This is a genomic window from Actinosynnema sp. NPDC037264 (assembly GCF_055603705.1).
Genome location: NZ_JBVJVK010000042.1, coordinates 1 through 26930 on the forward strand (window position 1 = coordinate 1; position 26930 = coordinate 26930).

Here is a 26930-nt window from a genome sequence, read left to right on the forward strand (position 1 = left end):
TCGAGAGCCATCCAACGGCAGAGGACTGATTGCCACACCCCACCAACCCGGGCGTCCGGAACATCGTGTCCCGGACGATCAAGAGCTTATGGAGGTCTGACCACGAGACGGCCGGCGCCGCCCCTCCCCCCAGGAAGGGGCGGGGCCGGCCTCGGACGGGTCACCAGGGGCTGCCGCCGCCCTCGCCGCCGCCAGTGTCGCCGTACACGCACCACGAGATGCCCGAGATGCCGTTCTGGTTGTAGTTGTCGACGTTGCGCGAGTCGACGTACCCCCACACGCCACCCGAGGGCGTCGCGCCGGGAACCCAAGACCACAGGTACAGCTGGGTGCCCCAGACACCACCGGGGCCGTGCGTCTGGCAGGACACGTAGATGTCCTCCCAGGACGACTCGCCCACGATCGCGTGCCACTCGTCGTAGACCGCGGTGTAGGCGCCGTAGGCGGGCATCCACGCGGATGCCGGCAGTGCCGATGCCTCGCCGGTGGTCACGGCGGGCGCGGCGGCGGCCAGGGCCAGCGCGGCTCCCGCGATTCCCTTGCGGATGTTCACGAAAACTCCTCCCCTTCGTTTCGTCGTGCTGCACCGCGCGGATCACCGCGCGGGGAACCGGGACGGCCGGTGCTACAGGCCACTCGCCCGGTCGATCACGGGGTGGGCGGCGCGCAGCACGGCGACCAACTCGCCCAGTGCCGTGCGCAACGCCCGGTCGGGCAGGTGCCCGTGCCCGAGGACCAGCCCGTTGCCCGTCGGGCGGCCGGGCAGGTGGAACGACGCCAGCGTGGGCACCACCACGCCGCGCCCGAGCAGCTCGGCGTGCGCCTGCTCGGCGTCGATCCGGTCGGGCAGGTGCACCACGACCGTGCCCGGTGCGCCGGGCGGCGCGAGCCGGACCGCGGGCTCCAGCGGCGCGAGCGCGGCCCGCACCACGGCGTCCTTGTGCTCGAACAGACGTCCGAGCTGGTGCAGGCGGCGCACGACGCTGCCCTCGGCCAGCAGCCGCGCCATGGCCGACTGGGCCGTGTGCGACGGCTGCTCGTGGTCCTGGAGCGTGCACCGGGCCGGGTCGAGCATGTCGCGGTGCACCAGCACGTAGCCGACGCGCAGCGACGGGGTGAACACAGTGCGGAAGTCGCCCACCACCGCTGTGCGTTCGCCGGCCAGGTGCAGCAGTCGGGGCAACGGCGCGGCGGAGGGCACGACGTGGTCGTCGGCCACCTCCAGCAGGTAGCCGTCCTCCCGGCGCGCCCAGTCAGCCAGCTGCTGGCGGCGCAGCGCCGACATGACCGGGCCGAAGGGCGGCTGCCCGTCGGGTGAGACGAACACGGCCGCGCAGGACGGCGGCACCGCGCCGGTCCACCCGCCGTCCCGTTCTGTTGGCAGCGCCACGGCGGTGCCGCCGCCGCGCTCGACCGCCCGTCTCAGCGCCGGCGGAGCCGGGTCCGGCACCGCGACGCGCGGCCGCCCGCCGCCCAAGGTCTCCATCGCCAGCAGCATCCCGTGCGAGATGCCGGCGGTGATCAGCACCTCGTGCTCGTCGGACGCCAGGCCGCGGGTCCGCCGCAGGTGCTCGGCGATCGCGCGCCGCAGCTCCGGCAGGCCGCCGCGCGGCAGCTCGCCCAGCGGCGGCGGCTGGAAGCTGGCGTGCCGCCACGCCGCCCGCCACGCGGCCAGCGGGAACCCGTCCTCGGTCGCCCGCCCGGGTGTGCAGTCGATCCGGTCGGCGTTGCGCGTCGACGCCGGGAGCGTGAGGGGCGTGGTGGGCGGGTCCGCCCTGCGGTCGGCGACGTAGCTGCCCGAACCCCGGCGGCCCTCGAGGTAACCTCGGGCGTAGAGGATCTCGTAGGCGGCCAAGGCGACCCCGCGCGAGATGTCCAGCCGCTCGGCCAGCGTCCGCGTGGACGGCAGCCGCCAACCGACGGTGAGCAGGCCGCGGTCGACCGCCCCGGCCAGCTGCTCGGCCAACTGCTCCTGCAACGGGCGGTGCGTGGTGCGGTCCAGCTCGATCGGGATCGTCAGGCTTTCCGGGTTGCGCATCATTCCCCCAGTCGTGCGAGTGTTGCCTCCGCCGCGCCCAGGCTGACCTGGGTGGCCTCGACGATCCGCTCGAAGGGCACCCCGGCCCGGCGGAACGTCAGCTCCAGGTCTTCCGTCGTGCCGCTGTTGAAGAGGCAGAAGTAGCTGTCGTCGCCCGGGATCGCCAGGCAACAGGCGAACGCGGCGGCCTCCCGACCCGCCGCCACCACGGAGCGCATCGCGGTCGCCACCTCGTCCGGGTCCGCACCGGGCAGGTAGCACTCCACCAGGAACAGCCGCGTCGCCCGCCGCCCTGTCGTCTCCGTCGCTGTCATGCACCAATCGTGCGGTCCGGGTACCCCCGACGAATCGGGGAGCGACCCCACAGTTAGTCCGGCGGTTTGCGCAGGAACTCCAGTCGGGCCAGCTCGCGGCGGGAGCCGACGCCGGTCTTGCGGTAGATCCGGCTCAGGTGCGCCTCGACGGTCTTGGCGGTCACGTACGCCGCCGCGGCCACCTCCCGGTTGCTCAGCCCACTGGCCACGAGCCGGGCGATGTGCAACTCGGCGGCGGTGAGGCCGTGCTCGTCGTCGCGGCGCAGCCCCAACCTGCGCAGCTCGGTGTCGGTCTTCTCGACCCAGCGGGGCGCGCCCAGCCGGTCGAACTCGCGCCCGGCGGCCAGCAGGACCTCGCGTGCCGCGAGCTTCTCCTTGCGCCGCCGCAGCACCCGGCCGCGCACCAGGTCGGTGCGGGCCTGCTCGAACGGCATCGGGATCGGCAGCACCGGCGCGGAGCACAGCGCCTCGTGCGCGCCGGCCACGTCACCGCACGCCATCCGCACCAGCGCGGCCGACCGGGCCGCCACGGCGGTGATCCACGGCCGCGGCGCGAGGTCGCGGCGGCGCTCCAGGTCGGCCAGCAGCGCCTCCGCCTCGGCCACCAGGCCGAGCTCCGCGGTCGCCTCGATCAGGTCGCCGTACAGCGAGCTGATCGGGAAGTCGGCCAGCCCCACCGCCGCGCAGGCCTCCAGTGCCGCGGTAAGGTGCGCCCTCGCCGCCGCCGGCTCGTGCCGGGACAGCTCGACGAAGCCCAGTACGGCCCGCACGTGCACGACGACCCACGAGTCGTCCAACTCGGTGGCGATGCGCAGCCCTTCGGTCGCCGCGGCGAGCGCCGTGTCGTCGTCGCCGCGGTGCGCGTCCACCAGCGCGCGGGTGTAGAGCGAGTAGGCGATCCACGGCCGCTGCCCGGCCTGTTCGGCGGCGTCGACGGCCTCCGCGGCCTCCCGGTCGGCCAGGGACCAGTCGCCCAGCCAGACGTCCAGCTCGGTCAGGTGGACCAGCTCGTGCATGGCGACCGCCTCGTCGCCCCGGTCGAGCGAGGCGTGCCGCGACCGCGCGAACTCCTGCCGGCCCCGCACCGGATCGGTGTACTTGGTGATCACCCGCAGCAGGCTGCGAGCCATCCGCGCGTCGCGGGACTCGTCGGCCGGCGACACCAGGGCCGCGGCCCGCCGCAGGTCGTCGTCGCACAGCCCCTCGCCGGCCAGCAGCCGGTAGTAGGCGCTGCTGACCAGGATGCACGCCACCAGGTCGTCGGGCGCCGCGGCCTCGTGGCTGGTGATCGCCTCCAGCGCCTGCCGGGTGTTGCGGTAGCGCAGGGCGGTGTCGTTCTGGCAGAACCACGACCGGCGCAGGTAGGCCGTCGCCCGCAGCACCGGGTCGTCCGCTGAGGCCAGCGCCTCGTCGCTGAGCGCGGTGGCCTTGACCGGCCCGTCACCGTAGAACACCACGACCGCCAGCTCCAGCAGCGCCGCCACCCGTTCCGGCCCTGCCGGCAGGTCGGCGACGGCCGCTTCGAACAGGTCACGGGCCCGGTTCGCGTCGCCGGCGAAGAACAGGCACTGCGCGGCCGAGACGAGCAGCCCAGCCTTGCGGACCGGGTCGACCACGTGGCCGGCCGCGAGCTCCCACAGCCGGGCGGCGGTCTCGGGCGCGCCGCGTTGCCGGGCGGCGAGCGCGGCGCCGTCCAGCGCCTCGGCCACCACAGGGTCGGGGCCGCTCGCGCCGAAAGCCAGGTGGAGCGCGCGGGTCTCGGGATCGTCCACGACGGCCGCCAGTCGTCGGTGCACCCGCCGCCGTCGCCCGTTCGGCGCGGCGGAGTAGACCGCCGAGCGCAGCAGCGGGTGGGTGAAGCGGACGGCGCCGGACACCAGTTCGACCATGCCGTGGTCCTCGGCGTCGGCCAGCGCCTCCTCGGCCAGTTCCGCGTCGCCCAGTGCCCGGGCCACCAGCTCCAGGCTGGGCTGCGCCAGCGCCGCGGCGTAGAGCAAGGCGTCCCGGCTGGGGTCCGGCAGCGCGACCACCCGGTCCGCCAGCAGCTCGCTGAACGCACGCGGCGCGGACAGCGGCAGGCCTGGCACGGTCGCGCCGCCGTCGCGACCGAGCACACCGGCGAGCTCCAAGGCGTAGAACGGGTTGCCACCCGAGGTCCGCTGGAGCCGGATGAGCGTGGGGCGCGGCAGCGGCAGGCCGAACGCGGAGCGCACCATCCGGTGCAGGGCGCCCATGCTCAACCCGCCCAGGCGGATGTGCACCAGGTCGTCCTGCCCGGCCAGCCCGAGCGGCGCGGGGTCGCCCTCCTTGTCTCGGACGGACACCACGACCGCCACGTGCTCGTCGGCCAGCCGGCGCAGCACGTACTCCAGCACGCGCGTGCTGGCCTCGTCCAACCACTGCACGTCGTCCACGGCCAGCACGACCGGCGTGCGCGCGGCCAGCGAGCGGATGACGTTGAGCGCCGCCATGCACACCGCGCGCGGGTCGCCCGCGCCGTCGTCGGCCTGGCGACGCAGCAGCGCGACTTCCAGCGCGGTGCGCTGTGGCCCGGGCAGCAGGGCCAGGACGTCGTCCGGCACGCGGTCGAGCAGGTCGACCAGGCCGCCGAAGGCCAACCGCGCCTCCGACTCGACCGGGCGGCACGACAGGACCGCGTAGCCGCGCCCGGCGGCGTCGGCCAGCACGCGTTCCCACAACACGCTCTTGCCGATGCCCGGCTCGCCGGACAACAGCAGCCGGGCGGCGCCTCCCTCGGCCCGCGCCAGCACGTCGCCCGCAGCCGCGAGTTCGCTTTCGCGCCCGACCAGATGTAAACCGGCCACGCTCCCACCCCCGTAGATCCACGACGGTAGCTGGTGGGAGCCTCGTGCGGCGAGCGGTTTCGCCTGTGCCCCCGAAACAATCGGACGCCCGGCGGCGCGCAGCGTTCCCGCGCTGTGCACCCCAGATAGGAACCTCCGCCAGGAGGTGTCGGTGTCGCGCCGGGGAGCGGGTGGTATCCGCAGGCGCTTGAGTACGCGCCGTACGGTCGAGTCGGCTACCAGGTGGCCGAGCTTGAGCAGTTCGCCCTGGATACGGCGATAACCCCAGCCGGTGTTCTCCCGCGCCATGCGCTCGATCAGTGCCACGGTGGTGTCGTCGATCGGCGGGCGCCCTGCCCGGTCGGGGCAGGTCCACTTCTTCGCGACCAGTCGTCGGTGCCCTCGCAGGATGGTGCCCGGTGTCACCAACCGGTGCTCGCGCAGCCGTCGGGGGAGTCGGCGAACCAGCGCGGCGAGCACCGCGCGATCGGCCCAGTCCAACTGCGGGCGGGGGTTGGTCTGGCGCAGCACGGCGACCTCGTGCCGCAGTACCAGCAGTTCGACGTCCCTGGCTGCGGAGGATCGGCCGAGCAGAACCAGCCAGTTACCGAGTCGAACGAAGATCAGGTACAGCAGTCGTAACGCCCCACCTCACGATCGTGCCCTGGAGGGCCAGCGTGCGCGATCCTCGCAGCTCAGCATCCCCGTGCAGAGTTCTGACACCCCACAGGGTCACCCAAGCCGCAAGGAACCTCGCCATGGACCTCGAAGACGCGGGCAGCTCTATGCGGTACCTGATCCGCGATCGGGACGGGAAGTACCCAGCGCTGTTCGATGCCGTCCTCGCCCACGCGGGGATCCAGGTCGTCCTCACCGATGTCCGGATACCGTGGATGAACGCGATCATGTCGCGCTGGATCCGCAGTTGCCGCCGTGAACTCCTCGACCGAACGCTGATCCGGAACCAACGGCACCTGCTCCACGCCCTGCGCGAGTACGAGCACTTCTACAACACCCACCGGCCCACCAAGGCATCGCCAACGCCAGACACTGCAACCACTGCCACAACCAGCCACCGATCAAGCAGCCGACACCCGACTGGACATCTGCCGACGACAACGATTGGGTGGCATACTCAACGAGTACCACCATGCCGCCTGAACTGCACGGACGGCGTTCTCGGCAAGCACAACGCCCAACCAGGTCGGCTGGCGCACCCAGGCCAGCGCGCTGAGCGGCGTGCTCACCTGACCCGGATCGTGCCGTCGGCGAAGGAAACCTATTCCAGGTCGTCCGATTCGTTCACCACGACGCCACCGAGTAGGTGCGGCGCCATGCGCAGGAGTCGGCTCCGCGTGGACTCCACGGTGATGTCGGAGAGGTAGTCCCAACCTGTCCAACACCGGATGTTCGCCGCCGACAGCGCCTCACGTACGGCGATCACGTCGGTCGGCTCGGGTAGCAGCCCGCCGCCGTCCAATGCGGATCGTGCTCGTTCGTCCGCCGTCTCCTCCACCTTGAGCGCCATCCGGACGGTGTCGGCGCCACGCCAGGCGGTCCGCAACGCCTCGATGAGCACACCCACATCGCTTTCCAAGCTGAGCTCGGCACCGTCGAACAACTCGGTCACCCGAGGCTGGTCAGCCAACTCCCGGGCTGCGGCGTCGGCTTCGAGAACCGCAGTCAGGGCAGCACGATGCCGCTGGCCAGCGAGTTGGACGGCACTCTTGCGCGCCGCGATCTCCTGCCGGGACAGTTCGAGGGACTCCTCAAGGTCCAGGACCGAGTCTTCGATGCTCTCCACAAAGTCCTCGGCGGAACGCACCGCAGTGAGCGCTTCCTCGCAGACCTGAGGCAAAGAGGCCGGGTCGGGCAGCAGGCCTTGGTCCACCGCGCGGTCGATCTTCGAGGTGATGTCGGCGCTGCGGTTGGTGAACTGCTCCGCGCGTGCCGTGGCCACCCCTCCTTGCGAACGACCTGGTCGTGTTGGTCTTGCAGTTCCTTGGCGGTGTTCTTAGCGGAGGTGGCTTTCTCTTCGGCGGCAGTCGCTTTCGTCATGAGGTCGGCAATGATCGCCGTCAGCGCGCGACCGAGGTCGAGGGCGCGGCGATCGCGGTTCTCCAGTGCGGGCTTCGCCGCGTCCGTCCTCTGGTCGTGGTGGTGCGAGCTGTAACGCCCGGTGGGGTCGGCGGTGGTTGTAGTGGGCCGCGTAGCGGTCCAGGGCCGCCCGCAGGTGGTGTTCGTTGAGGATGAGTAGTCGGTCGGTGGCTTCGCGTCTGACGGTGCCGACGAACCGCTCCGCGTAACAGTTGGCTCGCGGGCACCGTGGCGGGATTCTCGCGATCTTGAAGCCTGCACCGGAGAGGAGTGCGTCGAAGGACGCGGTGAACTGGCCGGCCCGGTCGCGGATGAGGAACCGGAAGTCGTCGGCCCGGTCGCCGAGGTCCATGAGCAGGTTGCGGGCTTGTTGGGTGGTCCATGCCCCGTCGGGGTTGGTGGTGGTGCCGAGGATGTGGACGTAGCGCGTGGCGACCTCCATCACGAAGAACACGTAGACGCGCTTGAGGGTGACTGCGCAGTCGACGTGGAAGAAGTCGCAGGCCAACATGCTCGCGGTCTGGGCGCGCAGGAATCGCCGCCACGACGTGTCGGTGTCGCGCTCGGGTGCGGGCGGGATGCGTAGGCGCTTGAGCACGCGGCGGATGGTCGAGGCGGCTACCCGGTGGCCGAGTTTGAGCAGCTCGCCCTGGATCCGGCGGTAGCCCCAGCCGGCGTTCTCCCGCGCCATCCGTTCGATCAACGCCACGACCGTGTCCTCGATCGGTAGTCGGCCGGGTGCGGTTCGGGTAGGTCCACTTCTGTGCGACCAGGCGTCGGTGCCACCGCAGGACGGTGCCCGGCGTCACCAACCGGTGGAGTCGTAACCAGCCGGGTAGGCGTCGCACCAACGCGGCGAGCAACGCACGATCGGCCCAATCCAGTCGCGGACGAGGGTTGGCCCGACGAAGCACGGCGATCTCGTGCCGCAGCACCAGCAGCTCCACGTCTTTGGTCGCCGACGACCGGCCGAGCAGAACCAGCCGGCCAACGACCCGGGCGAAGATCAGGTACAGCAGTCGTAACGCCACGCTCCATAATCGTGCCCCTACCGCCCATGATGCGCGATCGCTGCAGCTCAGCGCCCGAGGGCGGAGTTCTGGAACCCCACAGGGTCCTGCTGCTGTGCGTGGCGGCGACCTGGAGCGGTGCGCTGCGCGGTCTCGACCAGTCCCCGGAGGGCGGTGGGCGACCCGCCTGACGGGTTCACGGCCGGCTATGTCGTGGCACCCGGACTCTCGGCGACGGTCAGCCGGCGTGCCGACGCGACGTCTGGGCAGCCCGCCAGGCGCAAGGCCGTCTCGAACTCGAGCCGCAGCACGTCCAGCACCGCTGCCACACCCCGCTCACCGCCCGCCGCGAGCCCCCACAGCACAGGCCTGCCGACCAAGACCGCGGTCGCGCCGAGCGCCAACGCCCGCAGGACGTCCACCCCGCTGCGGACACCGCTGTCCAGCAGTACCGGGCACCGCCCGCGCACCGCGGCGACGACCTGCGGCAGCGCGACCGCGCTCGGCACCGCACCGTCCAACTGCCGCCCACCGTGGTTGGACACCACGACACCCTGCACCCCGAGGTCGACGGCGCGGGCCGCGTCACCGGCGTCGAGCACCCCCTTGAGCACCAGTGGCAGGTTCGTGTGCGCCCGGATCCACTCCAGGTCACGCCAGCTCAACGACGGGTCGAACACCGCGCTGGTGTGCCGGGCGATCACCGAGTCACCGGGCACCCGTCCGCCGACCTCGCCGTCGGTGTTCACCGGCTTGACCCACGACGGCAGCGCGAACCCGTTGCGCAGGTCCCGCAGCCGCCGCCCGAGCACCGGCACGTCGACTGTCAGCACCACCGCACGGCACCCCGCCTCCTCGGCACGGCGCAGCAGCTTCACCACCACCTCGCGGTCGCGCAGCCAGTACAGCTGGAACCACGTCGTGCCGCCCGCCGCGGCCACGTCCTCGATCGGGTCGGAGCTGAGCGTGCTCACCACGTACGGCACACCTGCCGCCGCCGCGGCAGCCGCGACCGCGCGCTCGCCACCGTCGTGGATCAGCCGCTGGTAGGCCATCGGGGCCACGGCCAGCGGCAGGGAGGACGTGACGCCGAACAGCTCGCAGCCCGTGTCACAGGCCGAGACGTCCACCAGCGCCCGCGGCACGACCGCGACCCGGTCCAACGCGGCCCGGTTCGCGGCGAGCGTGACCTCCTCGCCGCTGCCGCCCGCGATGTAGTCCCACACGTCCGGCGCGGACCGCTCGGCGGCCGACCGCTCGACGTCGGCCGTCGACCACACCTCACGCATAAGCTGCCGCCTGCATCGAGTACAGCTCGGCGTACAGGCCGTTCGCGGCCATGAGCTGGTCGTGCGAACCCTGTTCCCGCACGCGTCCGTCGGCCACCACCACGATCAGGTCGGCCATGCGCACGGTGGAGAACCGGTGCGAGACCAGCAACGTGATGGCACCGGTCCGCCGGCCGACCTCACGCGCACCGGCCGCGTACCGCTCGAACAACCGGTGCTCGGCCTGCGCGTCGAGCGCCGCGGTCGGTTCGTCGAGGACCAGCAGCAACGGGTCGCGACGCATCATCGCCCGGCCGAGCGCGAGCTTCTGCCACTGCCCGCCGGACAGCTCCACGCCGTCGGCGTAGGTCTTGCCGAGCTGGGTCTCGACACCGTCCTCGAGGCGGTCCAGGACGTCCTCGGCGCGTGCGCGGCGCAGGGCGTCGTGCACGGCGTCGGCCGACTCGATCTCGGCCAGCTCGCCGACACCGACGTTCTCGCGGGCGAGCAGCTCGAACCGGGCGAAGTCCTGGAACCCGGTGGCGACGCGGGCACGCCACCCGTCCACGGGAAAGCGGGCGAAGTCCGTGCCGTCCAACGAGATCGTGCCCGTGGTGACCGGGTAGAACCGGCACAGCAGCTTGATCAGGGTGGTCTTCCCGGCGCCGTTCTCACCGACGAACGCGACCGTGCCGCCGGCGGGCAGGGTGAGGTCGACGTCGGCGATGACCGGCCGGTCGGTGCCCGGGTAGGTGAACGACACACCACGCACCTCGATGCCCTCGCGGATGCGTCGGGGCACGTCCCGGTCGGGCGGGGGAGGTGCCTGGCTCGCGACCAGCGCGCGGACCCAGCGCACGTTGCCCATGACCCGCCCGGTGCGCTGCATCTCCTGCAACGTGGCGACGGACGAGGTCACCTGCTGGTTCACCTGGGACGCCAAGGTCAGCACGAGCAGGACGTCGCCCACGCCGCGGCGACCGGCCACCGCGTCCCGCAGCACGAGCAGCGTGCCCAGCACGTAGGCCACCGCGAAGAACAGCTCGCCGCTGGTGCGCAGCACCACGGCCCGGCGCTCACCGCGCCACAGCTGTGCCGACGCCTCGTCCCAGGCCCGGCGCTGGCGCGAGCGCAGCTCCGACTGCAGCCCGCTGACGCGCAGCTCCTTGGCCGAGGCCGCGTTCGCGACGAGTTCGAACAGGTGCTTGGCGTGCCGGGACGGCGGTGCCGAACGCTCGCGTGCGGCGTTGACGATCGACTCCGCCCGCCGCCCGAGCAGCAGCGGCGGCACGGCGGCCAGCGGCAGCAGCAACAGCAGCGGGTTGAGCCGTGCCAGCAGGATCGCGGTGATCGAGATCGCCACCAGCAGGCCGAGGCTGTTCAGCAGGCCCTCCATCGAGCCCCACCCGGCCCGGTGCAGTTCCTGGCGCAGCAGCTGGATCTTGTCGGCGTACTCGGGCCGCTCGTGGTGCTCCAACCCGGCCGAGCCGTTGGTCATCTCGATCAGCTCGCGCTCCAGGCGCGGCACGGCGCGGTCGCCCAGCTCGAAGTAGAAGATGTGGGCGAAGTGCCCGGCGGTGAGCGCGGCGATCACCGCGACCACGACCAGCACCGCCGCCACGGTCGCACCCCGGACGTCGCCGGCCAGCGCCGAGTCGGTGAGCGCGGCCAGGGCGGGCGCGGCCAGCGGCATCGCCGACGCCTGGGCGATCATGAGCACGACGGCGAGCACCAACCGGTACCGGCTCTCCTGCCAGGCGATGAGGAACAGCTCCCAGCCACCGCGGACGACCTCGATCACCGGCTGACCCCCTCCACCACGGCGTCCGCCGCCGCGCCGTCGACCGCCGGGTACCCGGTGGCCGTGTCACCGTCCGGCACGTCGTCGGCTTCCGAGTCGTCCAGGCCGTGCGCGAACCGCTTCGCCTGCAAGGCGAACAGGCGCGCGTAGTGGCCGCCCGCCGCGATCAGCTCGTCGTGCGTGCCGCGCTCGACCACGTGCCCGCCGTCCACCACCACGATGTGGTCGGCCCGCCGGACGCTGGAGAACCGGTGCGAGATCAGCAGCGAGGTCACCCCGCGCGTCAGCTCCACGAACCGGTCGAAGAACGCCACCTCGGCGCGGACGTCCAGCGCCGAGGTGGGCTCGTCCAGCACCAGGACCGTGGCACCCGCATCCAAGGCGTAGAGCGCACGGGCGATGGCGATCCGCTGCCACTGCCCGCCGGACAGGTCCGTCCCGCCCGGGTAGGCCCGCGAGAGCGGCGTGTCCAGGCCGTCGGGCAGGGCGAGCAGTGCTTCGGCGATCCCGGCGCGTTCGGCGGCGCGCAGCACCACCGCGCGGTCGACCGGGACGTGCGCCGCGCCCAGCGCGATGTTCTCCGCCGCGGTCAGCTCGTAGCGCACGAAGTCCTGGAAGATCACGCCGATCTGACGCCGCCAGAGCACCGGGTCGAACTCCGCGATGTCCACGCCGTCCGCGCGCACCGCACCCGATGTCGGCTCGTACAGCCGCGCGAGCAGCTTCACCAGCGTGGTCTTGCCCGCGCCGTTGACGCCAACCACGGCCGTGCACCGCCCGGCGGGCAGGTCCAGCTCGATGCCGTCGAGCACGGTGCGGTCCGAACCGGGGTAGTGGAAGCCGACGCGGTCGAACCTGAGCGACGCGGCCGGCGTGCCCGGCGGCACCTGCGCCCGACCCGGCGGGGGCTGACCGTCGTCCAACTCGTCCAGCCGGTCGCGCAACCGTTGCAGGGCCGTCAGCGACAGCATCGCGAACTGGGTGCTGGTGTCCGCCTCGGCGTAGTAGCCGCCCAGCGAGATCGCCAGCACCACCGCCTGCACCCCGAGCGCCAACGCGGTCAGGCCCACCCGCCCGGTCGCGGCGAGCTGGGCGGCGTACACCATCGCGCCACCCGCCGCCAACAGGCCCAGCGCCGTCAGCAGCAGGTACGGGGTCAGGTAGACGCGGCGGCGCGCACGTTCGAAGGTGTTGCGCACGGTCTCCCACACGGCCGCGTAGCGATCCGCGAGCCAGCCGGTGAGGCCGAACACCCGGATCTCCTTCGCCGCCACGTCGGTCATCGTGAGCTCGTGCAGGTAACCGATCTCGCGCATCCTGCCGATGAGGTCGCGCCCCACCCGCGAGTACTTGCGCAGCCCGCCGCGCTGGCCGTAGCGGAACGCCAGCACCGCCGCACCGACCCCGAGCCCCGCGGGCCAACCGATCGTCAGCCCGATGGCCACCACCAGCGCCACCAGCCGGGTGTAGCGGGCGATCAGCGCCACCAGGCCGAAACACGCCTGCCCCGGTGTGCCCCAGTCGCGCTCGAAAGCGCGCACGGCCTCGTTCAGCTCGTCCAGCGTGCGCTGGTCCTCCAACGGTCCGGTGCCGACCGGCCGCAGCATCAACGCCATCGCGTCGTCCCGCAGCGCGCTGTCCACCCGTCGCCGCAACTGCTGGCCCAGGGCGTTGCCCACGGGGGTGAGGATCTGGGTGAGCAGGAACGCGCCGGCGGCGAGCAGGAAGATCGAGGTCAGCCGGTCCCAGGCCGCGCTGCCGACCCCGCCGCCGACCGCGGCGGGCACCTCGCCGAGCATCACGCTCGTCGCGACCACGAAGGCCACCGGCAACAGGCCCAACACGAAGTGGAGCACGGCCAGGAACACGACCAGCCCCACACCACCGGACGGCAACAGCCTCGCGATCCGCAACCGCGGCCGCACCGCCTCGTCCACCCAGTTCGCCCACGTGACGCGCAACCCGGCCGTCGCGGGAGGTGTTCCGGTCGTCATGGCGCTCCCGCGGATCCTCTGGTGGTGCGGTTCGTCGACCAACCGCTCGTCGAATCGGCCGCAGGTGCATTGCCGCGTTTTCTCACGTCGTACGGGCACCGATCCTCAACCGGCTGCCAGGAGTCCCCGGGGCATACAAGCACAGGGGTGCGAGCACCTCCAAGGAAGTGATTTCGTGGATCCGCACGGTCTTCTCGCGCACCTCACCGGATGTTGCTCCGGTCGGTCCAGCGGCTCGTTGACGACGGTGATCCGGATGGCGTCTCGTGTGTCCGGTGGAAGTCGCGCGGTTATGGGGAACTTTGGCCGGCAAGGACGATGTCCCGGGCGGTGAGTTGAACGAGGGCTGTCGTCGGTGCGCGCCGCCGGATGTGCCGTCGCCGTAGTCGTTGTCACCGGCGACGGTGTCCAACGGCTCGGCTCTGCCTGCGTTGACCTGGCGCTGCGACGAGCTGATCGCCACCGGGCAGCTGCTGGAGACGACCAGCATCGACAACGTCGCACTCGTCGGCGGATCGCCGAGCTCGATGCCGAGATGGCGTCCAACGGCGTGCTACCGAGTTGCCGGAGGAGGCCGGGGACCCCAACGTGGTCCGAGGCCACCGAAAGTGCGCCCGAGCCATTCGTTCCACAGTCCCGTCAGGCGTAGTCGGGCAGCGTGCGGGCCACGTCGTGCGGTGACGGCATGGTGGCCACTTCGGCGGCGACGGCCCGGGTCGCGCCGAGCACGGCGTCGTCGGTGAGCAGTCGTTTCGCCTTGGCCGTGAACACCTCGGCGGTCACGTCCGCGCCGAGCACGCGGTCGCCGAGCCCGGCCTCGGTCACCATGTCGGCGTTGTTGAACTGGTCCGCCGCCTGCGGTATGACCAGTTGCGGCACGCCCGCGCCCAGCGTGCCCATGGTCGTGCCGGACCCGCCATGGTGCACCACGAGGTCGACGTGCGGCAGCAGGTCGGCCTGCGGGACCCACGGGAGCACCACGACGTTGTCCGGCAGTTCGCCGAGCGCGTCCGGTTCCACCGTCGGTCCGGTCGCCACGAGCACCTTCACGTCCAACGCGGCCAGACCCTCCACAGCGGTGCGCAGCACCTCCACGACGCCGAAGGCCGTGCCCAGCGTCAGGTACACCAGGGTTTCGCGGTGTTCGAGCACCCACGAAGGCAGCTCGCCGGGCTCGGTGAACGGCACCGGCCGCAGTGGGGTTCGGTGCACCGACGAGGTCAGGAACGCCGGGTTCTGCAACGACGGTGGGCAGATGTCGAGGTACGGGTGGCCGAGCACCAGGGGATCGCTCCGCGGGATCTCGACGCCCAACTCCGCGCCGAGGTCGGTGAGGTGGGCGAGCGCGGCCTCGGCGAAGTCGGGCTCCTGCCACATCCGGCCGAACGAGTGGCACAGCGCGGGTACGCCCGCGACGTCGGCGGCGAGGCCCGCGCCCGGGTTGCCGAACTCGTGCACGACCAGGTTCGGCTTGCGGTCGGCGATGACCGGCGCGAGTTCGGTGGCGAAGCGGCGCGGCATCACCGAGGCGAAGGTGTACGCGACCCGCTCGGTGACGTCCTCCGGCCTCCTCGGCCGGGCGTCACTGGTCGCGATGGCGAACGCCTCAGGCACCTCGATGCCGCCGACGATGTGCTCGATGCCGCGCGCGGTGAGGGTGTTGGCGAACGCGGCGCCGGTGAAGTAGTCGACGTCGTGGCCCAGCTCCCTCGCGGCGATCGCGAGCGGCAACAGGGGGTAGGTGTGCCCGTAATGGCCGAGGCTGGAGAAGAGGATCCGCACGGTACGAGGGTAACCGGGCGATGTCCGGCAGCGGGTGAACCTGTCCGTGTCCGGGACCTTCCCGCATACGGCCCTGAACCTGCGATTCGACGCCCGTCGGTCCCACACTGATCACGCAGCCATTGGTCGGAGATCCTTCTGTCGCAAGAAAATCTCCAACCAAGGGCTGTACCTATGATCAACCAGGGTGCCGAACGATCCCCGATCCTCGGGTCCGGCGAACCCGAGCAGGGTGTCGTCGGCATAGCGGACGTACGGCAACTGCCGGAAGCCCGTCTGCCGATGATTCCGGATCGAGCGGATGCCCGACCACGTGCACCGAACCTGGCATGTCGACGAACATCCGCACATGCCGAAGGGCGTGCAGCCGAACGTGCCGCCAAGCCGTAGTGGCGGGACGAAGTCTTCTCCCGGCCTGGTCGCGGAAGGGCTACGGTCGTTGCGCGACAGGCGAGCGCGGACGGATGGGATGAGGTGCGGGGGAGTGGTCACCGGTGGCTTCTCGTCGAGAGGGCTGGCTCGGGTGCGAGAGCTGCTGGAGCGCCAAGTCGAGTCCGGCTTCGTGCCCGGTGCGGTGGCGGTTCTCGGCCGCCACGGCGAGGTGCACGTCGAAGCGGCGGGCACCATCGCCTTCGAGGGCGAGGGCGCGGGGACGCCGATGGCGGCCGACACGATCTGCCGCACGGCCTCGATGACCAAGCCGATGGTCGCCGCGTGCGCGATGACACTCGTGGACGACGGCACCCTGCGCCTGGATGAGCCGGTTGACGACCTGCTCCCGGAGCTGGCGGACATGACCGTGCTCGCCGATTTCCACGGGCCGCTGGACGACACCGTCGCGGCGCAACGCCCGATCACGCTGTGGGATCTGCTGTCGTTCACCTGCGGCATCGGCATGATCCCGACCAGACCGGGAAGGGTACCGATCGTCGACGCGCTGAACGCACTCGACTACACGTCGCCGGACAAGTGGATGCGAGGGCTGGGCGCGCTTCCGCTCGCCTACCAACCGGGTGAGCGCTGGATGTACGACACCGCCTCCAACGTGATCGGCGTGCTCATCGCCAGGGCCACCGGCATGTCCTTCGGAGACGCCCTCCGCGAGCGGATCTGCGATCCGCTCGGGATGAAGGACACCGCCTTCAGCGTGCGCGGCGAGGACATCGGCCGGTTCGCGACGGCGTACCAACGTGCCAGTGCGGTCACCGGCGGGCAGGTCGTGGACGACGGCCCCGACGGGCAGTGGAGCCGGCCGCCGACGTTCGAATCAGGTGCCGCCGGACTGGTCTCGACCGCCCAGGACTACTTCGCCTTCGCTTCGGCTCTGTTGGCCGGCGGCTCCCACGGCGGCAGGAGGGTGCTCTCCCGACCGTCGGTCAAGCTGATGACCACCGACCAGCTAACCTCGGAGCAGCGGGCCGGCTCCGGGTTCCACCCGGGGTTCTTCGACGAGATGGGTTGGGGTCTCGGGATGTCGGTCCGGTCCCACCGCAGCCCGTTCGGCCAGTCGGTCGGCAGCTACGGGTGGTGCGGCTTCTACGGCACCGCCTGGTACAACGATCCTGAGCAGGACATGACGGCGATCTTCTTCATGCAGCGAGCGCACACTGGTGACCAGAGGTTGCCGATGTGGCACGACCTCTGGACCGCTGTCTACCAGGCGATCGAGAACTGACTGCGGGGGTACTGCCTCACCTGGTGTCGGTACTCGGTGGCGGCCAAAGCCCGGTGGCAACCCGCGCCGCACGAGGCCGAACCGCCGTAGTCCAAGATCTTCGGCGGGCCGTACGGCCCGCCGAACTCGCCGCTCGACCACCCGAACGGCCCGCAGGCCCAGTCCGAACCGCGGCAGAACTGCCAAGCGGATCGCTGCACGTCGCGCATGACGCCATTGCCGTGCTGGGCTTCGGAGTGGTCAACGCCCGGTGCCGGTGGTGAGGGGTGGCGGCCACGCGGCGGGGTCCGACGCGTCGGCCGGGGCGGTGGGGCACAGGACGTAGTGGCGTGGGGCGATGGCGTTGAGATGGCCGGGTAGTGCGGCCAGGCAACGGGCATGGGCCTGTTCGGGTGTCCGCACGGCGTCGATCGCGGTCAGGTAGGCGACCAGGTCGCGGCCGTCGACCGAGCCGAAGACGCGGGCCGTCGAAGGCGCCAGGGCTTCGTCCAGCAGTTGTTGCACCTCGGCGAGGTCGACCCAGCACGAGTCGACCAGCACCCAGTTCGAGGTGCGGGTGACGGGGTCCAGGCCGATGACCTCGCGGGTGCGCGAGGCGTCGAGGTCACCCACGGCCGCACCGACCAGCAGGCGCTCGACGGCCAGCAACAACGACTCTACCTCGGCCCGGGGCACCAGTCCGGTGTCCGCGCACCACAGGTCGAGCAGGACCCGGCCGTCCACCTCGTGCAGGTTCAACCGCACCGGCGTCGCGTCGTAGGGCAACGGACGCCACCGCAGCGCCGTCCGCCGCAGCGCGGCGGTGATCTCATCCGGCCGGTGCCGGAGGCCCGCAGTGACCCCGGACCACGACTCGGGCACGAGGCTGTTGAACAACGGGTCGTAGAGGAAGTGCACACCCCGCTCGTATTGGATCCGCTCGTCCGACGCGCCGCGCTCGACGCCGTCGTACCTGGCGTGCCTGCTCGCCTCCAGCACCGCGGTCCACGTGTGCTTGACCAGTGCGTCGAAGCTCCGGTCGCCGACCTCGACGGCGACGAGGTTGCCCTGCGCCAGGGGACCGACGAAGTCGACCAGGTGGCGGTCGAAGCGGTTGCTCGACAGCGACGGGAACACCAGCTCCCGGTAGCCGGTGCGCCGTGCCAGCACCGCGCACGTCGCGGCGAGCACGACGGAGGACCGGCTGGACCGGGTGCGTGCCGCCACCTGTCGCACCGCCATCGCGGCGGCCGGCGACGACAGCTCCACCGCCAGCGACTCGCCGGACCGCGTGGCCCCCGGCAGCGCGAGCAGGCAGCGGGGTTGCCGCCGCGCCAGCTCCCGCACGTAGTCGTTCGCCGCACGGGTCCGACGCCGCTCGGCGGGTGTCGCCTCCAGCTCGGCCTGGTCCAGCGGCTGGTGGCGGGGCTCGCCCACCTGCCGGAGGTCCGGGTGCGCGAGCATCTCGGTGAACTCGCGCTTGAGCACCTCGATGGCGCCGAAGTCGACGGCCAGGTGAGAGAACCCCGCGACGCAGGCGATGACCGTGCCCTGCTCGTCGGTGGCCACCGCCATCCGCAGCGTGGTGGCCGCCGTGTCGCGCCGTTCCCCCAACCACACGAGCAGCCTCCCGGCCACCGCCGAGCGGTCGCGAGGCCCCCACGGACCCCCGTCGAGGGCGCACACGTGGAGCGTGAACGTGCTCGTCGCCGCGACCACCTGACGGGGGTGCTCGCCCCGGACGTAGGTGGTCCGCAGGGATTCGTGCCTGGCCACCAGCACGGCGGCCGTCTCGACCACGTCGTCCACGGACCTGCCGTCGAGCACGGGCAGTTCGACGCGCAGGACCGCGTTGGGGTGGTCGGCGTCGCGCCCCAACCACTGCAGGATGTTGAGCTGGCCGAGGGTGACGGGTCCCTCGCCCGCGCGCGATCCCTCGGAGCTGACCTGGATGGCGTCGACGGGCGTGAGCCGCACGCGCCGCCTGCGCTGACCGGTGTCGATCGAGGTGCTCATCCCGATCAGCCGATCAACCCGCGCAGCGCGCCGGCCACGTCATGCGGCGTGTGCTCGCGCGTCACCGCCGATGGCCAGTCCGCGAACGCCGGCCGGTCTCCCGACGGGCTGAGGAAGACGTCGAGCGGACCGGAGTACGGCCGGGGTTCCCAGTCGCGGACGGCGACCTCGTTCGCCTGCCACACGCGCGCCGAACGCCGGACGAACTCGGGGGTCGCGTCCGACGGCACGAGGTCGAGTTCCTTCCACCGGTCCAGGACCGCGACCAGGTCATCGGGCGGCTGGTCGAACCGGGGTCCGATGTCCAGGAGCTCGGCGTCGACCAGGACCAGCAGCCGAACCTCGGCGCCGTCCTCGGTGAGCCGGGCGGCCATCTCGTGGGCGACCGCCGCACCGGTAGAACAGCCGCCGAGCAGGTAGGGGCCGGTCGGCCACGCCGCGCGGACGGCTTCGACGTAGGTCTGCGCCAGGGAACCTGCAGAGGCGACCGGGTCGACTTCGGAGTAGAGCCCGGCCGCCTGGAGCCCGAACACGGTGAACTCCTCGCCCAGCGCCTGAGCGAGCCCGGCGTACGGGCCGACCTGCCCGTTGGCCGGGTGGACCAGGAACAACGGGGGAGCGGTCCCGTCGCCGCGCTGGATCTCCACCAGCGGGTCGGACAGCTGCCCGTTGTGGTCGCGCAGCCGGGCGGCGAGGCCTTCCACGGTGGGGTGCTCGGTCATCACGTTCAGGGGCAGCTGGACGCCCAGTTCCTCGAACACGGCGTTGACGACCCGCGCCGCGTCCAGGGAGTTGCCGCCCAGCTCGAAGAAGTTCTCCCGGATGCCGACGGCGAACCCGATGACCTCCTGCCACTGCCGGGCCAGCCACAGCTCCACCGGGTCGCGGGGGTGCCGGTAACCGGTGTCGAGCACGTCGTCCACGGTCGGGTTCATGGTGTGGGTGCACCGCCTTCGTGATCGGCGGCGAGCCGCCAGCGCTGGATCTTCCCGGCCGCCGAGCGGGGGAGTCGGTCGACGAACGCGAAGTGCTTGGGAATCTTGTAGCCGGCCAGGCGCCGGCCGCAGTGCGCGGCGAGTTCGGCCTTGCGGACGCTCACCTCGGGTAGCAGCACCACCTGCACGCCGACCACCGACCCAAGGGTCCCGTGCGGCACGGCCAGCGCGACGGCGTCCACCACCGCGGGGTGGGCCAGCAACGCGGCCTCGACCTCGTTCGGGTCGACCTTCTCACCACCGACGTTGATCGTGCCGTGGTCGCGGGGTTCGAGGTAGAGGTAGCCGTCGCGGTCGAGTCTGCCGCGGTCGCCCACCGTGGCGAACCCGTCCGGGGTGGTGCGGACGACCTGGTCGTTGACGTAGTCGGACCGGCCCACCCGCAGTGGGGTGCGCATGAACACGGTGCCGGCCTCGCCCGGCGCGACGGGCCTGCCGTCGTCGTCCAGGACGCGGAGCTGGGTCAGCACACCGCGCCCGACGGTGCCGGGCCGGGCCAGCCACTCGTCGCCGCGGGCCAGCGTCACGCCGATGCCCTCGGTCGCGCCGTACAGCTCGAAGACCCGCTCGGGGCCGAGCAGGTCGATCCACCCGCGCTTGGTCTCCGCGTCGCAGGCGGCCGCGGTGTGCAGGAGCGCGCGCACGCTGGTGAAGGCCGCCGGGTCCGCGTCGGCGAGCATCAGGATCTCGCGCATGTGCGTCGGCGTCAGCTGCACCCACTCGATGCGGCGCTGCCGCACCAGGTCGACGGTCCACTGCGCAGCGAAGAACGGTTGCAGCACAACGGTGTTGAGGTCCAGCAGCGCGTCCACGAACACGGTGAACGGCGCCGCGTGGTACAGCGGACCGACGATGAGCTGCCGCTGGCCGGTCCGCCAACCGGTCTGCCGGATCACCAGCGACGGCGTCCGCGCGGGGTCGTAGCGCAACGGCCCCGGTCGCGCCGAGACCTTCGGCACGCCCGTGCTCGCGCCGGTCGCCAGCAGGTAGGCCGCGGCGCCGTCCCGGGTCGACGGCGGCGTGGCCGACACGATCGGCGGCCCCGGCCGGTTCCAGGCGTCCATCAGGTGGACGTGCCCGTACCGGCGGCCGATCAGTCCGAACAGGACGTCCCGCTCGGCCGCGGGGGTGGCCGGGTTCAGCGCGAAGACGGGCACCTCGGCCGCGAGCGCCGCCGCGATGCCGGTCGCGGCGGCCAGGGTGTTGGCCGCCTCCACGACGACGCACGACGGCACGTCCGGGTCGAGCGCCGCCCGCAGCGCGGCCACCGCGTCGTCAACCGACCCGGCGAGTTCCCCCCACGACATGGTCTGCTCGGCCAGGTCGGCGTCGAACCCGATCAGGGCCGTCCGACCGGGTTCGGCGCGGGCGATGTCGGCGATCCGCCGGTGCACGGAGAGGGTCATCGCTACCGCAGGACCTCGGCCAGCCGCCGGACGTTGGACGCGCTCATGAACTCGTACACGTCCAACGGCCGGTCGAACTCCGCTTCGAGCGCGGCGATGATGCCGAGCGCGGACAGCGAGTCGCCGCCCAGCTCCAGGAAGTCGTCGGTCGCGCCGACCGGCCGCACGTCCATCTGCGCCGACCAGATCTCCGCGACCCGCCGCTCGACGTCGTCGCGCGGATCCTCGAACAGGGTGCACCGGCCATCGGCGACGGCCGCCGCCAACTGCCCGGCGTCCACCGCGCCATCCACCATCGGGACCTGGTCCACGACGAACACACCGTTGAGCCCGCAGTCCTCGCCCAGCTGTCGGTGCACGTGGTTGCGGAGCACCGGCCCGCTCAGGTACTCGGTCAGCTCGACCGCGGCGACCGTGACGTCACGGCCGTCGTGGCGTACGACGGCGACCTCGGCCCGGCTGACGCCGGGGTGCGCGGACAGGACGTCGGCTATCTCGGCCACGTTCACCACGGGCGCTCTCCTATCAGCAGTTCGGCGACGAGGTCGTGCACCGCGGGCTCGCGCAGCAGGTCGGCGTGGTCGAAGTCCAGCGGGAGGCGTCGGACGTCGTCCACGGGCGGCTCGTGGTCCTTCGAGGACACGAACAACGGCGTCCCGGAGCGCGTGTCGAACCGGCCCTGGGCGGCCAGCAGCATGTAGTCGACGTAAGCGGTGAACCCGCCGGTGAGCTGCTGCCGGAAGAACTGGTTGAGCGACAGCCGGGCGGCGACCTCGCCCATCAACGCGTCGTACCGGTCGACCAGGGCCGCGGCGATGCGGGGCAGGTCGTCCGGGTGCGCCTCGACCAGCCCGTCCGCCAAGGCACGCGCGTCGTCCAGCTCCTCGGCGGTCAGGTGGTCCGCGGAGGTCTCGATGGTGGACGTGAACTGGTCGCCGAACGAACCGGCCGTGGTCGCCGCGGCGTCGAAGAGCAGGGTCACCGGCGCGGGCGCCGACTCGGCGACGGCATCGGCGACGCAGGTGGCCAGCGACGACCCGGCGCAGTACCCCAGCACCGCGCGCACCGGGCGGCCGGTCGCCGCCACGTCTGCCACCCAGCGGTCGACGCACGCGTCGAGCGACCCCGAGCCCGGCTGGGCGATGTGCAGGAAGCAGGCGTCCACCGGGACACCGGACGCCAGGTCCGCGAACCCCGCCGCGGCCCGTCCGCCAGGGAAGTCGAGGCACAGCACGAGGTCCGGGCCGCGATCGGACAGCTGTCGCCAGTGCGTCAGTTCCACTACCCGACCTCCCGGGCGTCCACGGCCGCCGCCAGCGCCGGGTAGTCGACCTTGCCGCCGGGGGTCCGCGGCAGGCGGTCGACGTGGCGGACCGCCACGTGCCGGCTCGGCACCCCCAGCGCCTCGGCGAGGTGCCGCCGCTGCTGCTCGTGCACATCCGGGTCGCCCGCGCCGAACAGGTACACCACGTCGTCGTCGGAGACCACGGCGGACGGGTGGTCGGACCGCTCGACCATCCGCTCCAGGTCGTCCAGGCTCGTGCGGACACCGAGCACCTTGACGATCCGCTTGGTGCGGCCGGTGAGGTAGAGGTAGCCGTCGCGCAGGTATCCGAGGTCGCCCGTGTCCAGGACGTCCACCTCGGCCCCTCGGCCGAGGTCGTCGCGACCGGTCGCGTAGCCGAGCATCACGCCCGGACCGCGGTAGTGCACGGCGCCCTCGCCGGGTGCGGCCCGGCCGTGTGCTTCGACGGGCGCGATGGTGACGACGCCGCCGGGCACCGCCGTCCCGACCGAGCCGAGGCGGTCGGGGAGGGCGGCCGGGTCAAGGCACGTGATCCGCGAGGTGGCCTCGGTCTGGCCGTACATGGGGAAGAACCGGCCCTGCCGCCGCTGCATCATCCGCACCAGCCGCATCGTCAGCTCGTCGCCGAGGCGTGCGCCCGCTTGGGTCATCGTGCGGATCTCGGTGCGTTCCAGTAAGTTCACGTGCGCCGGTCCGAACGCCGCGTAGGTCGTCGGCACGGCGGCGAACGAGGTGGCACCCGCCCTCGTCACGTGGTCCCACAGCGCCAACGACAACGGCGACCGGTCGGTCAGCACGATGCTCGCCCCCGCGCTCAGGTGGCTGTTCACCACCGATAAGCCATAGGCATGGGTGATCGGCAACGTGGTCGGCGCCCGTTCGGCGGACGTGACGCCCAACGCGCGGACGATGGCGTCGGCGTTCTCGGCCATCGCGTCGTACGACAGCCGCACCGCTTTGGGGCTCCCCGTCGTACCGGAGGTCGACAGCAGCAGCGCCGTGTCCGGGAAGATGCCACCCGCCGGTCGCGCCGAACGCCTGCGGAAGACGTGCGATCCTCCCACCTCGCCGACGGGCACGTAGCCACGGGCAGCCAGGTCCGACCCGCCGCCGGGCTCCGGCACGACGAATTCCGGGTGGTACTTCGAAAGTATTTCGGAGGAGGTGGGAAGGAATGCGACCGTGTGGCCGAGCCGCAGCGCGGCCAGGTAGGTCAACAGGGTGGGCAGGTCACGATCCCCCGCGCACAGCACCAACGCCTTGGTGTCGTGGCGCAGTGATCTCTCGGCCTCGCCGACGAGCGCGGCCAAGTCGCCGTACGACAGCGTCTTCCCGCCGACGAGGTGGACAGCAGGGGACCCCGGCGGCGCCTCTCCGAGCGTCACGAGATCCAGTATCGCCGAGGGCATGGCGCACATTCTGAGGCTGTTCCGAACCGCGGTCCATAGCCCATATTCGGGTACGGGCTCGTGCTTGACGGCCAAGACCCCCGTGGGGCAGATTCCCGTTGACCTCCCGGAGAGGGGAAGTGCCGCCATGAATTCTGAGATCCGCCAGTTCCTTTTCGACTCGTTGACGGTCATGAAGTACAGCACCGCCGACATGGACGACGACACGGTGCTCGGCCCGGCAGGCGCCGACCTCGAGTCGCTGGCCCTGGCCGAGCTCTCGCTGCGGGTGGAGGACCACTTCGGCGTCCGGTTCGACGAGGACGAGGCCGAGCGGTTCGCCGCCATGACGGTCGGCGAGTTCTGCGCCGAGGTGGCCCGGCGCGCGCAGACCGCAACGGCGACGTGAGCGCGAGCGTCGCCGTGACGGGGATCGGGCTGGTCAGTCCGGTCGGCGCGGCGGTCGAGGAGGTCTTCGAGGCGGTGTGCTCCGGTCGGTCCGCGATCGTGCGCCCGCCGGAGGACCACCCGCTGCACGGCGTGCTCGACGCGGCCGCGATCGGACCGGCCATCGACCCGGAAAGCGTTCTGCCGGCGAAGGAATCGCGCGTCGTGGACCGCTCGATCGTGATGGCCGTGCGGGCCGCGGACGACGCGCTGGCCGACGCCGGGATCGAGATCGGCCGCGACGTCGACCCGTACCGCGTCGCGGTGGTGCTCTCCGGGGTCGGCGGGCTCGCGACGCTCGCGGAACAAGCCGTGGAGCGGTCCCGGCGCGGCCGGCTGGGCGTGAGCCCGTTGCTGCTGCCCGGCGTGCTGCCCAACATGGCCGCGGCGCGGGTCGCGATCAAGTTCGGCATCCGGGGGTACACGTCGTCCTCCGGCACGGCGTGCGCCGCCGGTGGGCAGTCCATCGGCGAGGCGATGCGCATCCTCCGGGCGGGCGAAGCGGACGTGGTGGTGTGCGGGTGCACCGAGGCACCGCTGTTCCCGACGTTCGCCGACGCCTTCGGCAACGCGCTCGCCCTCGCCCGCGGTTGGCCCGACCCGACCACCGCGAGCCGCCCGTTCGACCGGCGCCGCAACGGTTTCGTGCTCGGTGAGGGCGCCGGCGTGCTCGTGCTGGAGCGGTCCGACTTCGCGCGGGCGCGCGGCGCGGCAGTGCACGCCGAGGTGCTCGGCTGGGGTGCGACGAGCGACGCGCACCACCCGACCACGCCCCGGCCCGACGGCTCCAGCGCGGCGCAGAGCATGCGGATCGCACTTCGGGATGCCGGACTGTCCACAGGCGACATCGACTACCTCAACGCGCACGGCACGGGCACGAAGGCGGGTGACTCCGCCGAGGCGGCGGCGATCCGCGGCGTGTACGGCGACGCCATGCCGCCGGTCAGCTCGACCAAGGGTGTCACCGGGCACATGCTCGGCGCGTCGGGTGTGGTCGAAGCGGCGATCGGCATCGTCGCCATGCGCAAGGGGCTGCTCCCACCGACCCACAACCTGGACGATCCCGACCCGGCCTGCGACCTCAACCACGTCCGCGGTGAGGCGCTGCCCGCCGCGGTGGGCGCGGTCATGTCCAACTCGTTCGGCTTCGGTGGCCACAACGTGAGCGTGATCTTCGGGAGAGCCGATGGGTAAACGGATCGTCCACGACCTGGTGCCCGTACCGTTCTCCGGGCCCGGAGCGGGAGCCGCGCCGCTGACCTGGGGGCAGAAGACCATCCTCCACGACATGCGCACCAGCGACTGGACCTACAACATCTGCGGTGCGCACCACCTGCCGGAGGGCCTCACCGTCGCCGACGTCGCCGATCGCCTGAGCCGGCTAATGAGCAAGCACCCCGCGCTGCGGACGCGGTTCGGCACCGACGACGAGGGCAAGCCGTGCCAGGTGGTGCACGGGTCGGGCGAGATCGACCTGGAAGTCATGACCTTCGCCGACCACCTCGACCGCACCGATGCCGTCGACCACGGCAACAGGCTGTGGCTCAAGTGGATGGCGGCCCCGCTGGAAGAGCACACCCCGTGGCCGCTGCGCATGGGCGTGATGCAGTACCGGGGCGAAGCGGTGTACCTGGTGCTCACCCTCGGCCACATGGTCGTGGACGGCGTGGGCGGGTTGCTGCTCATGACCGACCTCGACCTCGGCGAGCTGGTCGGCCGCCCGGTGGACCCGGACGCGGTGCGGCTCGCCGACCTCGCCCGTCGGGAGGCGACGCCGGAGTTGCGGCGGGTCAGCGACCGGGCGATGCGCTACTGGGAGGGCCACCTCCGTTCCCTGCCACCGCTGACGTTCGGCGGGTCGGGTGCGCCGGACTACGAGGCGGGGCGGCGGTGCCGCAACGTGCGGTTCCAGTCGCGGGCCGCCTACTTGGCCGTGGTCGAGATCGCCCGGCGGACCCGCACGGACACCGGACGGGTGTTGCTCGCGGTGATCGCCACCGCGATCGCCCGGACCACCGGCGTCAACCCGCTGACCTTGCACGTGGCCGCGGGCAACCGGTACCGGCCCGGGTTGGCCGATGTCGTCGGCTCGGTGGTCCAGAACGCCGTGCTCACCCTCGACCTCGACGGCACAGTCGACGACGTGATCGCGCAGGCGCGCCAGGCCAGCACCGCGGCCCTGATGAACTCCTACTACGACCCCGACCAGTTGGCGGAGCTGGCCGCGCGCCTGGACGCCGAACGCGGCTACCCGGCCCGGATCACGTGCCGGATCAACGACCGGCGGTTCAGCACCAGGGCCCAGGCCGACGCGGTGGCGGACGCCGCGCCCCTCACCGAGGACGAGATCAGGGCCAAGCTCCCCGAAACGCAGGTCATGTGGCACAAGTTCGTCTACCGGTGGACCGACCAGCTGTTCGTCAACATCGAGGACCATCCGGACGCCGTGTACCTCCAGGTGGTCAACGACACCGAGGTCTTCCCGCCCGAGCAGGTGGAAGCGATGTTGTACGCGGTGGAGGAGGTGGCCGTCGAGGCCGCGTTCCGGTCGGACGTGCCGACCGGCGCACAACCCCGACCGGCCGTCACCGGCGCCTGACCGAGGCAGCC

General features: G+C 71.9%; 21 protein-coding genes. 5 read left to right on the forward strand and 16 right to left on the reverse strand.

Annotated features, from left to right (window positions below):
- Positions 1 to 160 precede the first annotated feature (160 nt).
- The 4 genes from ACZ7GX_RS32455 to ACZ7GX_RS32470 form a co-directional block, all read right to left on the reverse strand.
- Positions 161 to 553: a hypothetical protein gene (locus ACZ7GX_RS32455; RefSeq protein ID WP_498782266.1), complete on the reverse strand. Its 393-nt coding sequence runs from the start codon at positions 551 to 553 to the stop codon at positions 161 to 163.
- Between the two features lie 72 nt (positions 554 to 625).
- A complete protein-coding gene (locus ACZ7GX_RS32460; RefSeq protein ID WP_498782268.1) occupies positions 626 to 2038 on the reverse strand; it encodes an aminotransferase-like domain-containing protein in 1413 nt (470 codons plus the stop codon).
- Positions 2038 to 2352, reverse strand: a complete 315-nt coding sequence (locus tag ACZ7GX_RS32465; protein WP_498782270.1) for a hypothetical protein — start codon at positions 2350 to 2352, stop codon at positions 2038 to 2040. The genes ACZ7GX_RS32460 and ACZ7GX_RS32465 overlap by 1 nt, the downstream gene beginning before the upstream one ends.
- 53 nt (positions 2353 to 2405) lie before the next feature.
- Positions 2406 to 5687 carry an ATP-binding protein gene (locus ACZ7GX_RS32470; protein ID WP_498782272.1) on the reverse strand — a complete coding sequence of 1094 codons (3282 nt, stop codon included), beginning with the start codon at positions 5685 to 5687 and terminating at the stop codon, positions 2406 to 2408.
- Positions 5688 to 6061: 374 nt separating this feature from the next.
- Between ACZ7GX_RS32470 and ACZ7GX_RS32475 the strand changes: the two genes are divergently transcribed.
- Positions 6062 to 6541 carry a hypothetical protein gene (locus ACZ7GX_RS32475; protein WP_498782387.1) on the forward strand — a complete coding sequence of 160 codons (480 nt, stop codon included), beginning with the start codon at positions 6062 to 6064 and terminating at the stop codon, positions 6539 to 6541.
- On the opposite strand, the gene ACZ7GX_RS32480 is transcribed toward ACZ7GX_RS32475, so the two are convergent.
- The 6 genes from ACZ7GX_RS32480 to ACZ7GX_RS32505 all read right to left on the reverse strand — a co-directional run bounded on the left by ACZ7GX_RS32480 (position 6436) and on the right by ACZ7GX_RS32505 (position 15108).
- Positions 6436 to 7116: a hypothetical protein gene (locus tag ACZ7GX_RS32480; RefSeq protein WP_498782274.1), complete on the reverse strand. Its 681-nt coding sequence runs from the start codon at positions 7114 to 7116 to the stop codon at positions 6436 to 6438. The genes ACZ7GX_RS32475 and ACZ7GX_RS32480 overlap by 106 nt on opposite strands.
- Positions 7117 to 7170: 54 nt before the next feature.
- Positions 7171 to 7962, reverse strand: a complete 792-nt coding sequence (locus ACZ7GX_RS32485) for an integrase core domain-containing protein (RefSeq protein ID WP_498782276.1) — start codon at positions 7960 to 7962, stop codon at positions 7171 to 7173.
- A 507-nt stretch (positions 7963 to 8469) separates the two neighbouring features.
- Positions 8470 to 9552 carry an alpha-hydroxy acid oxidase gene (locus ACZ7GX_RS32490; RefSeq protein WP_498782278.1) on the reverse strand — a complete coding sequence of 361 codons (1083 nt, stop codon included), beginning with the start codon at positions 9550 to 9552 and terminating at the stop codon, positions 8470 to 8472.
- Positions 9545 to 11332, reverse strand: a complete 1788-nt coding sequence (locus ACZ7GX_RS32495) for an ABC transporter ATP-binding protein (RefSeq protein WP_498782280.1) — start codon at positions 11330 to 11332, stop codon at positions 9545 to 9547. Before ACZ7GX_RS32495 ends, ACZ7GX_RS32490 begins: the two co-directional genes overlap by 8 nt.
- Positions 11329 to 13326: an ABC transporter ATP-binding protein gene (locus tag ACZ7GX_RS32500; RefSeq protein WP_498782282.1), complete on the reverse strand. Its 1998-nt coding sequence runs from the start codon at positions 13324 to 13326 to the stop codon at positions 11329 to 11331. The genes ACZ7GX_RS32495 and ACZ7GX_RS32500 overlap by 4 nt, the downstream gene beginning before the upstream one ends.
- Positions 13327 to 13965: 639 nt before the next feature.
- The gene (locus ACZ7GX_RS32505) at positions 13966 to 15108 is read right to left on the reverse strand and encodes a glycosyltransferase (protein WP_498782284.1); all 1143 of its coding nucleotides are present in this window, start codon (positions 15106 to 15108) and stop codon (positions 13966 to 13968) included.
- 523 nt (positions 15109 to 15631) lie between these two features.
- Here ACZ7GX_RS32505 and ACZ7GX_RS32510 point away from each other — a divergent pair.
- Positions 15632 to 16783 (forward strand): serine hydrolase domain-containing protein, encoded by a 1152-nt coding sequence (locus ACZ7GX_RS32510; protein WP_498782286.1) that lies wholly within the window; start codon positions 15632 to 15634, stop codon positions 16781 to 16783.
- A 240-nt stretch (positions 16784 to 17023) separates the two neighbouring features.
- On the opposite strand, the gene ACZ7GX_RS32515 is transcribed toward ACZ7GX_RS32510, so the two are convergent.
- The 6 genes from ACZ7GX_RS32515 to ACZ7GX_RS32540 are packed head-to-tail and all read right to left on the reverse strand — an operon-like array spanning position 17024 to position 23870.
- Positions 17024 to 18778, reverse strand: a complete 1755-nt coding sequence (locus ACZ7GX_RS32515; protein ID WP_498782288.1) for a condensation domain-containing protein — start codon at positions 18776 to 18778, stop codon at positions 17024 to 17026.
- Positions 18779 to 18783: 5 nt separating this feature from the next.
- The gene (locus tag ACZ7GX_RS32520) at positions 18784 to 19713 is read right to left on the reverse strand and encodes a thioesterase domain-containing protein (protein ID WP_498782290.1); all 930 of its coding nucleotides are present in this window, start codon (positions 19711 to 19713) and stop codon (positions 18784 to 18786) included.
- The gene (locus tag ACZ7GX_RS32525; RefSeq protein WP_498782292.1) at positions 19710 to 21179 is read right to left on the reverse strand and encodes an AMP-binding protein; all 1470 of its coding nucleotides are present in this window, start codon (positions 21177 to 21179) and stop codon (positions 19710 to 19712) included. The genes ACZ7GX_RS32520 and ACZ7GX_RS32525 overlap by 4 nt, the downstream gene beginning before the upstream one ends.
- A 2-nt stretch (positions 21180 to 21181) precedes the next feature.
- Positions 21182 to 21691, reverse strand: coding sequence for a phosphopantetheine-binding protein (locus ACZ7GX_RS32530; RefSeq protein WP_316034281.1), 510 nt, complete (start codon positions 21689 to 21691; stop codon positions 21182 to 21184).
- Complete coding sequence (locus ACZ7GX_RS32535) at positions 21685 to 22461, reverse strand: alpha/beta hydrolase family protein (RefSeq protein ID WP_498782295.1); 777 nt, start codon at positions 22459 to 22461, stop codon at positions 21685 to 21687. The genes ACZ7GX_RS32530 and ACZ7GX_RS32535 overlap by 7 nt, the downstream gene beginning before the upstream one ends.
- Positions 22461 to 23870 carry an AMP-binding protein gene (locus tag ACZ7GX_RS32540; protein ID WP_498782297.1) on the reverse strand — a complete coding sequence of 470 codons (1410 nt, stop codon included), beginning with the start codon at positions 23868 to 23870 and terminating at the stop codon, positions 22461 to 22463. Before ACZ7GX_RS32540 ends, ACZ7GX_RS32535 begins: the two co-directional genes overlap by 1 nt.
- A gap of 151 nt (positions 23871 to 24021) precedes the next feature.
- Between ACZ7GX_RS32540 and ACZ7GX_RS32545 the strand changes: the two genes are divergently transcribed.
- The 3 genes from ACZ7GX_RS32545 to ACZ7GX_RS32555 are packed head-to-tail and all read left to right on the forward strand — an operon-like array spanning position 24022 to position 26919.
- Positions 24022 to 24282 (forward strand): acyl carrier protein, encoded by a 261-nt coding sequence (locus tag ACZ7GX_RS32545; protein ID WP_123747657.1) that lies wholly within the window; start codon positions 24022 to 24024, stop codon positions 24280 to 24282.
- Positions 24279 to 25514 carry a beta-ketoacyl-[acyl-carrier-protein] synthase family protein gene (locus ACZ7GX_RS32550; protein WP_498782300.1) on the forward strand — a complete coding sequence of 412 codons (1236 nt, stop codon included), beginning with the start codon at positions 24279 to 24281 and terminating at the stop codon, positions 25512 to 25514. The genes ACZ7GX_RS32545 and ACZ7GX_RS32550 overlap by 4 nt, the downstream gene beginning before the upstream one ends.
- Positions 25507 to 26919 carry a condensation domain-containing protein gene (locus ACZ7GX_RS32555; RefSeq protein ID WP_498782302.1) on the forward strand — a complete coding sequence of 471 codons (1413 nt, stop codon included), beginning with the start codon at positions 25507 to 25509 and terminating at the stop codon, positions 26917 to 26919. The genes ACZ7GX_RS32550 and ACZ7GX_RS32555 overlap by 8 nt, the downstream gene beginning before the upstream one ends.
- The last annotated feature ends 11 nt before the right edge of the window (positions 26920 to 26930 follow it).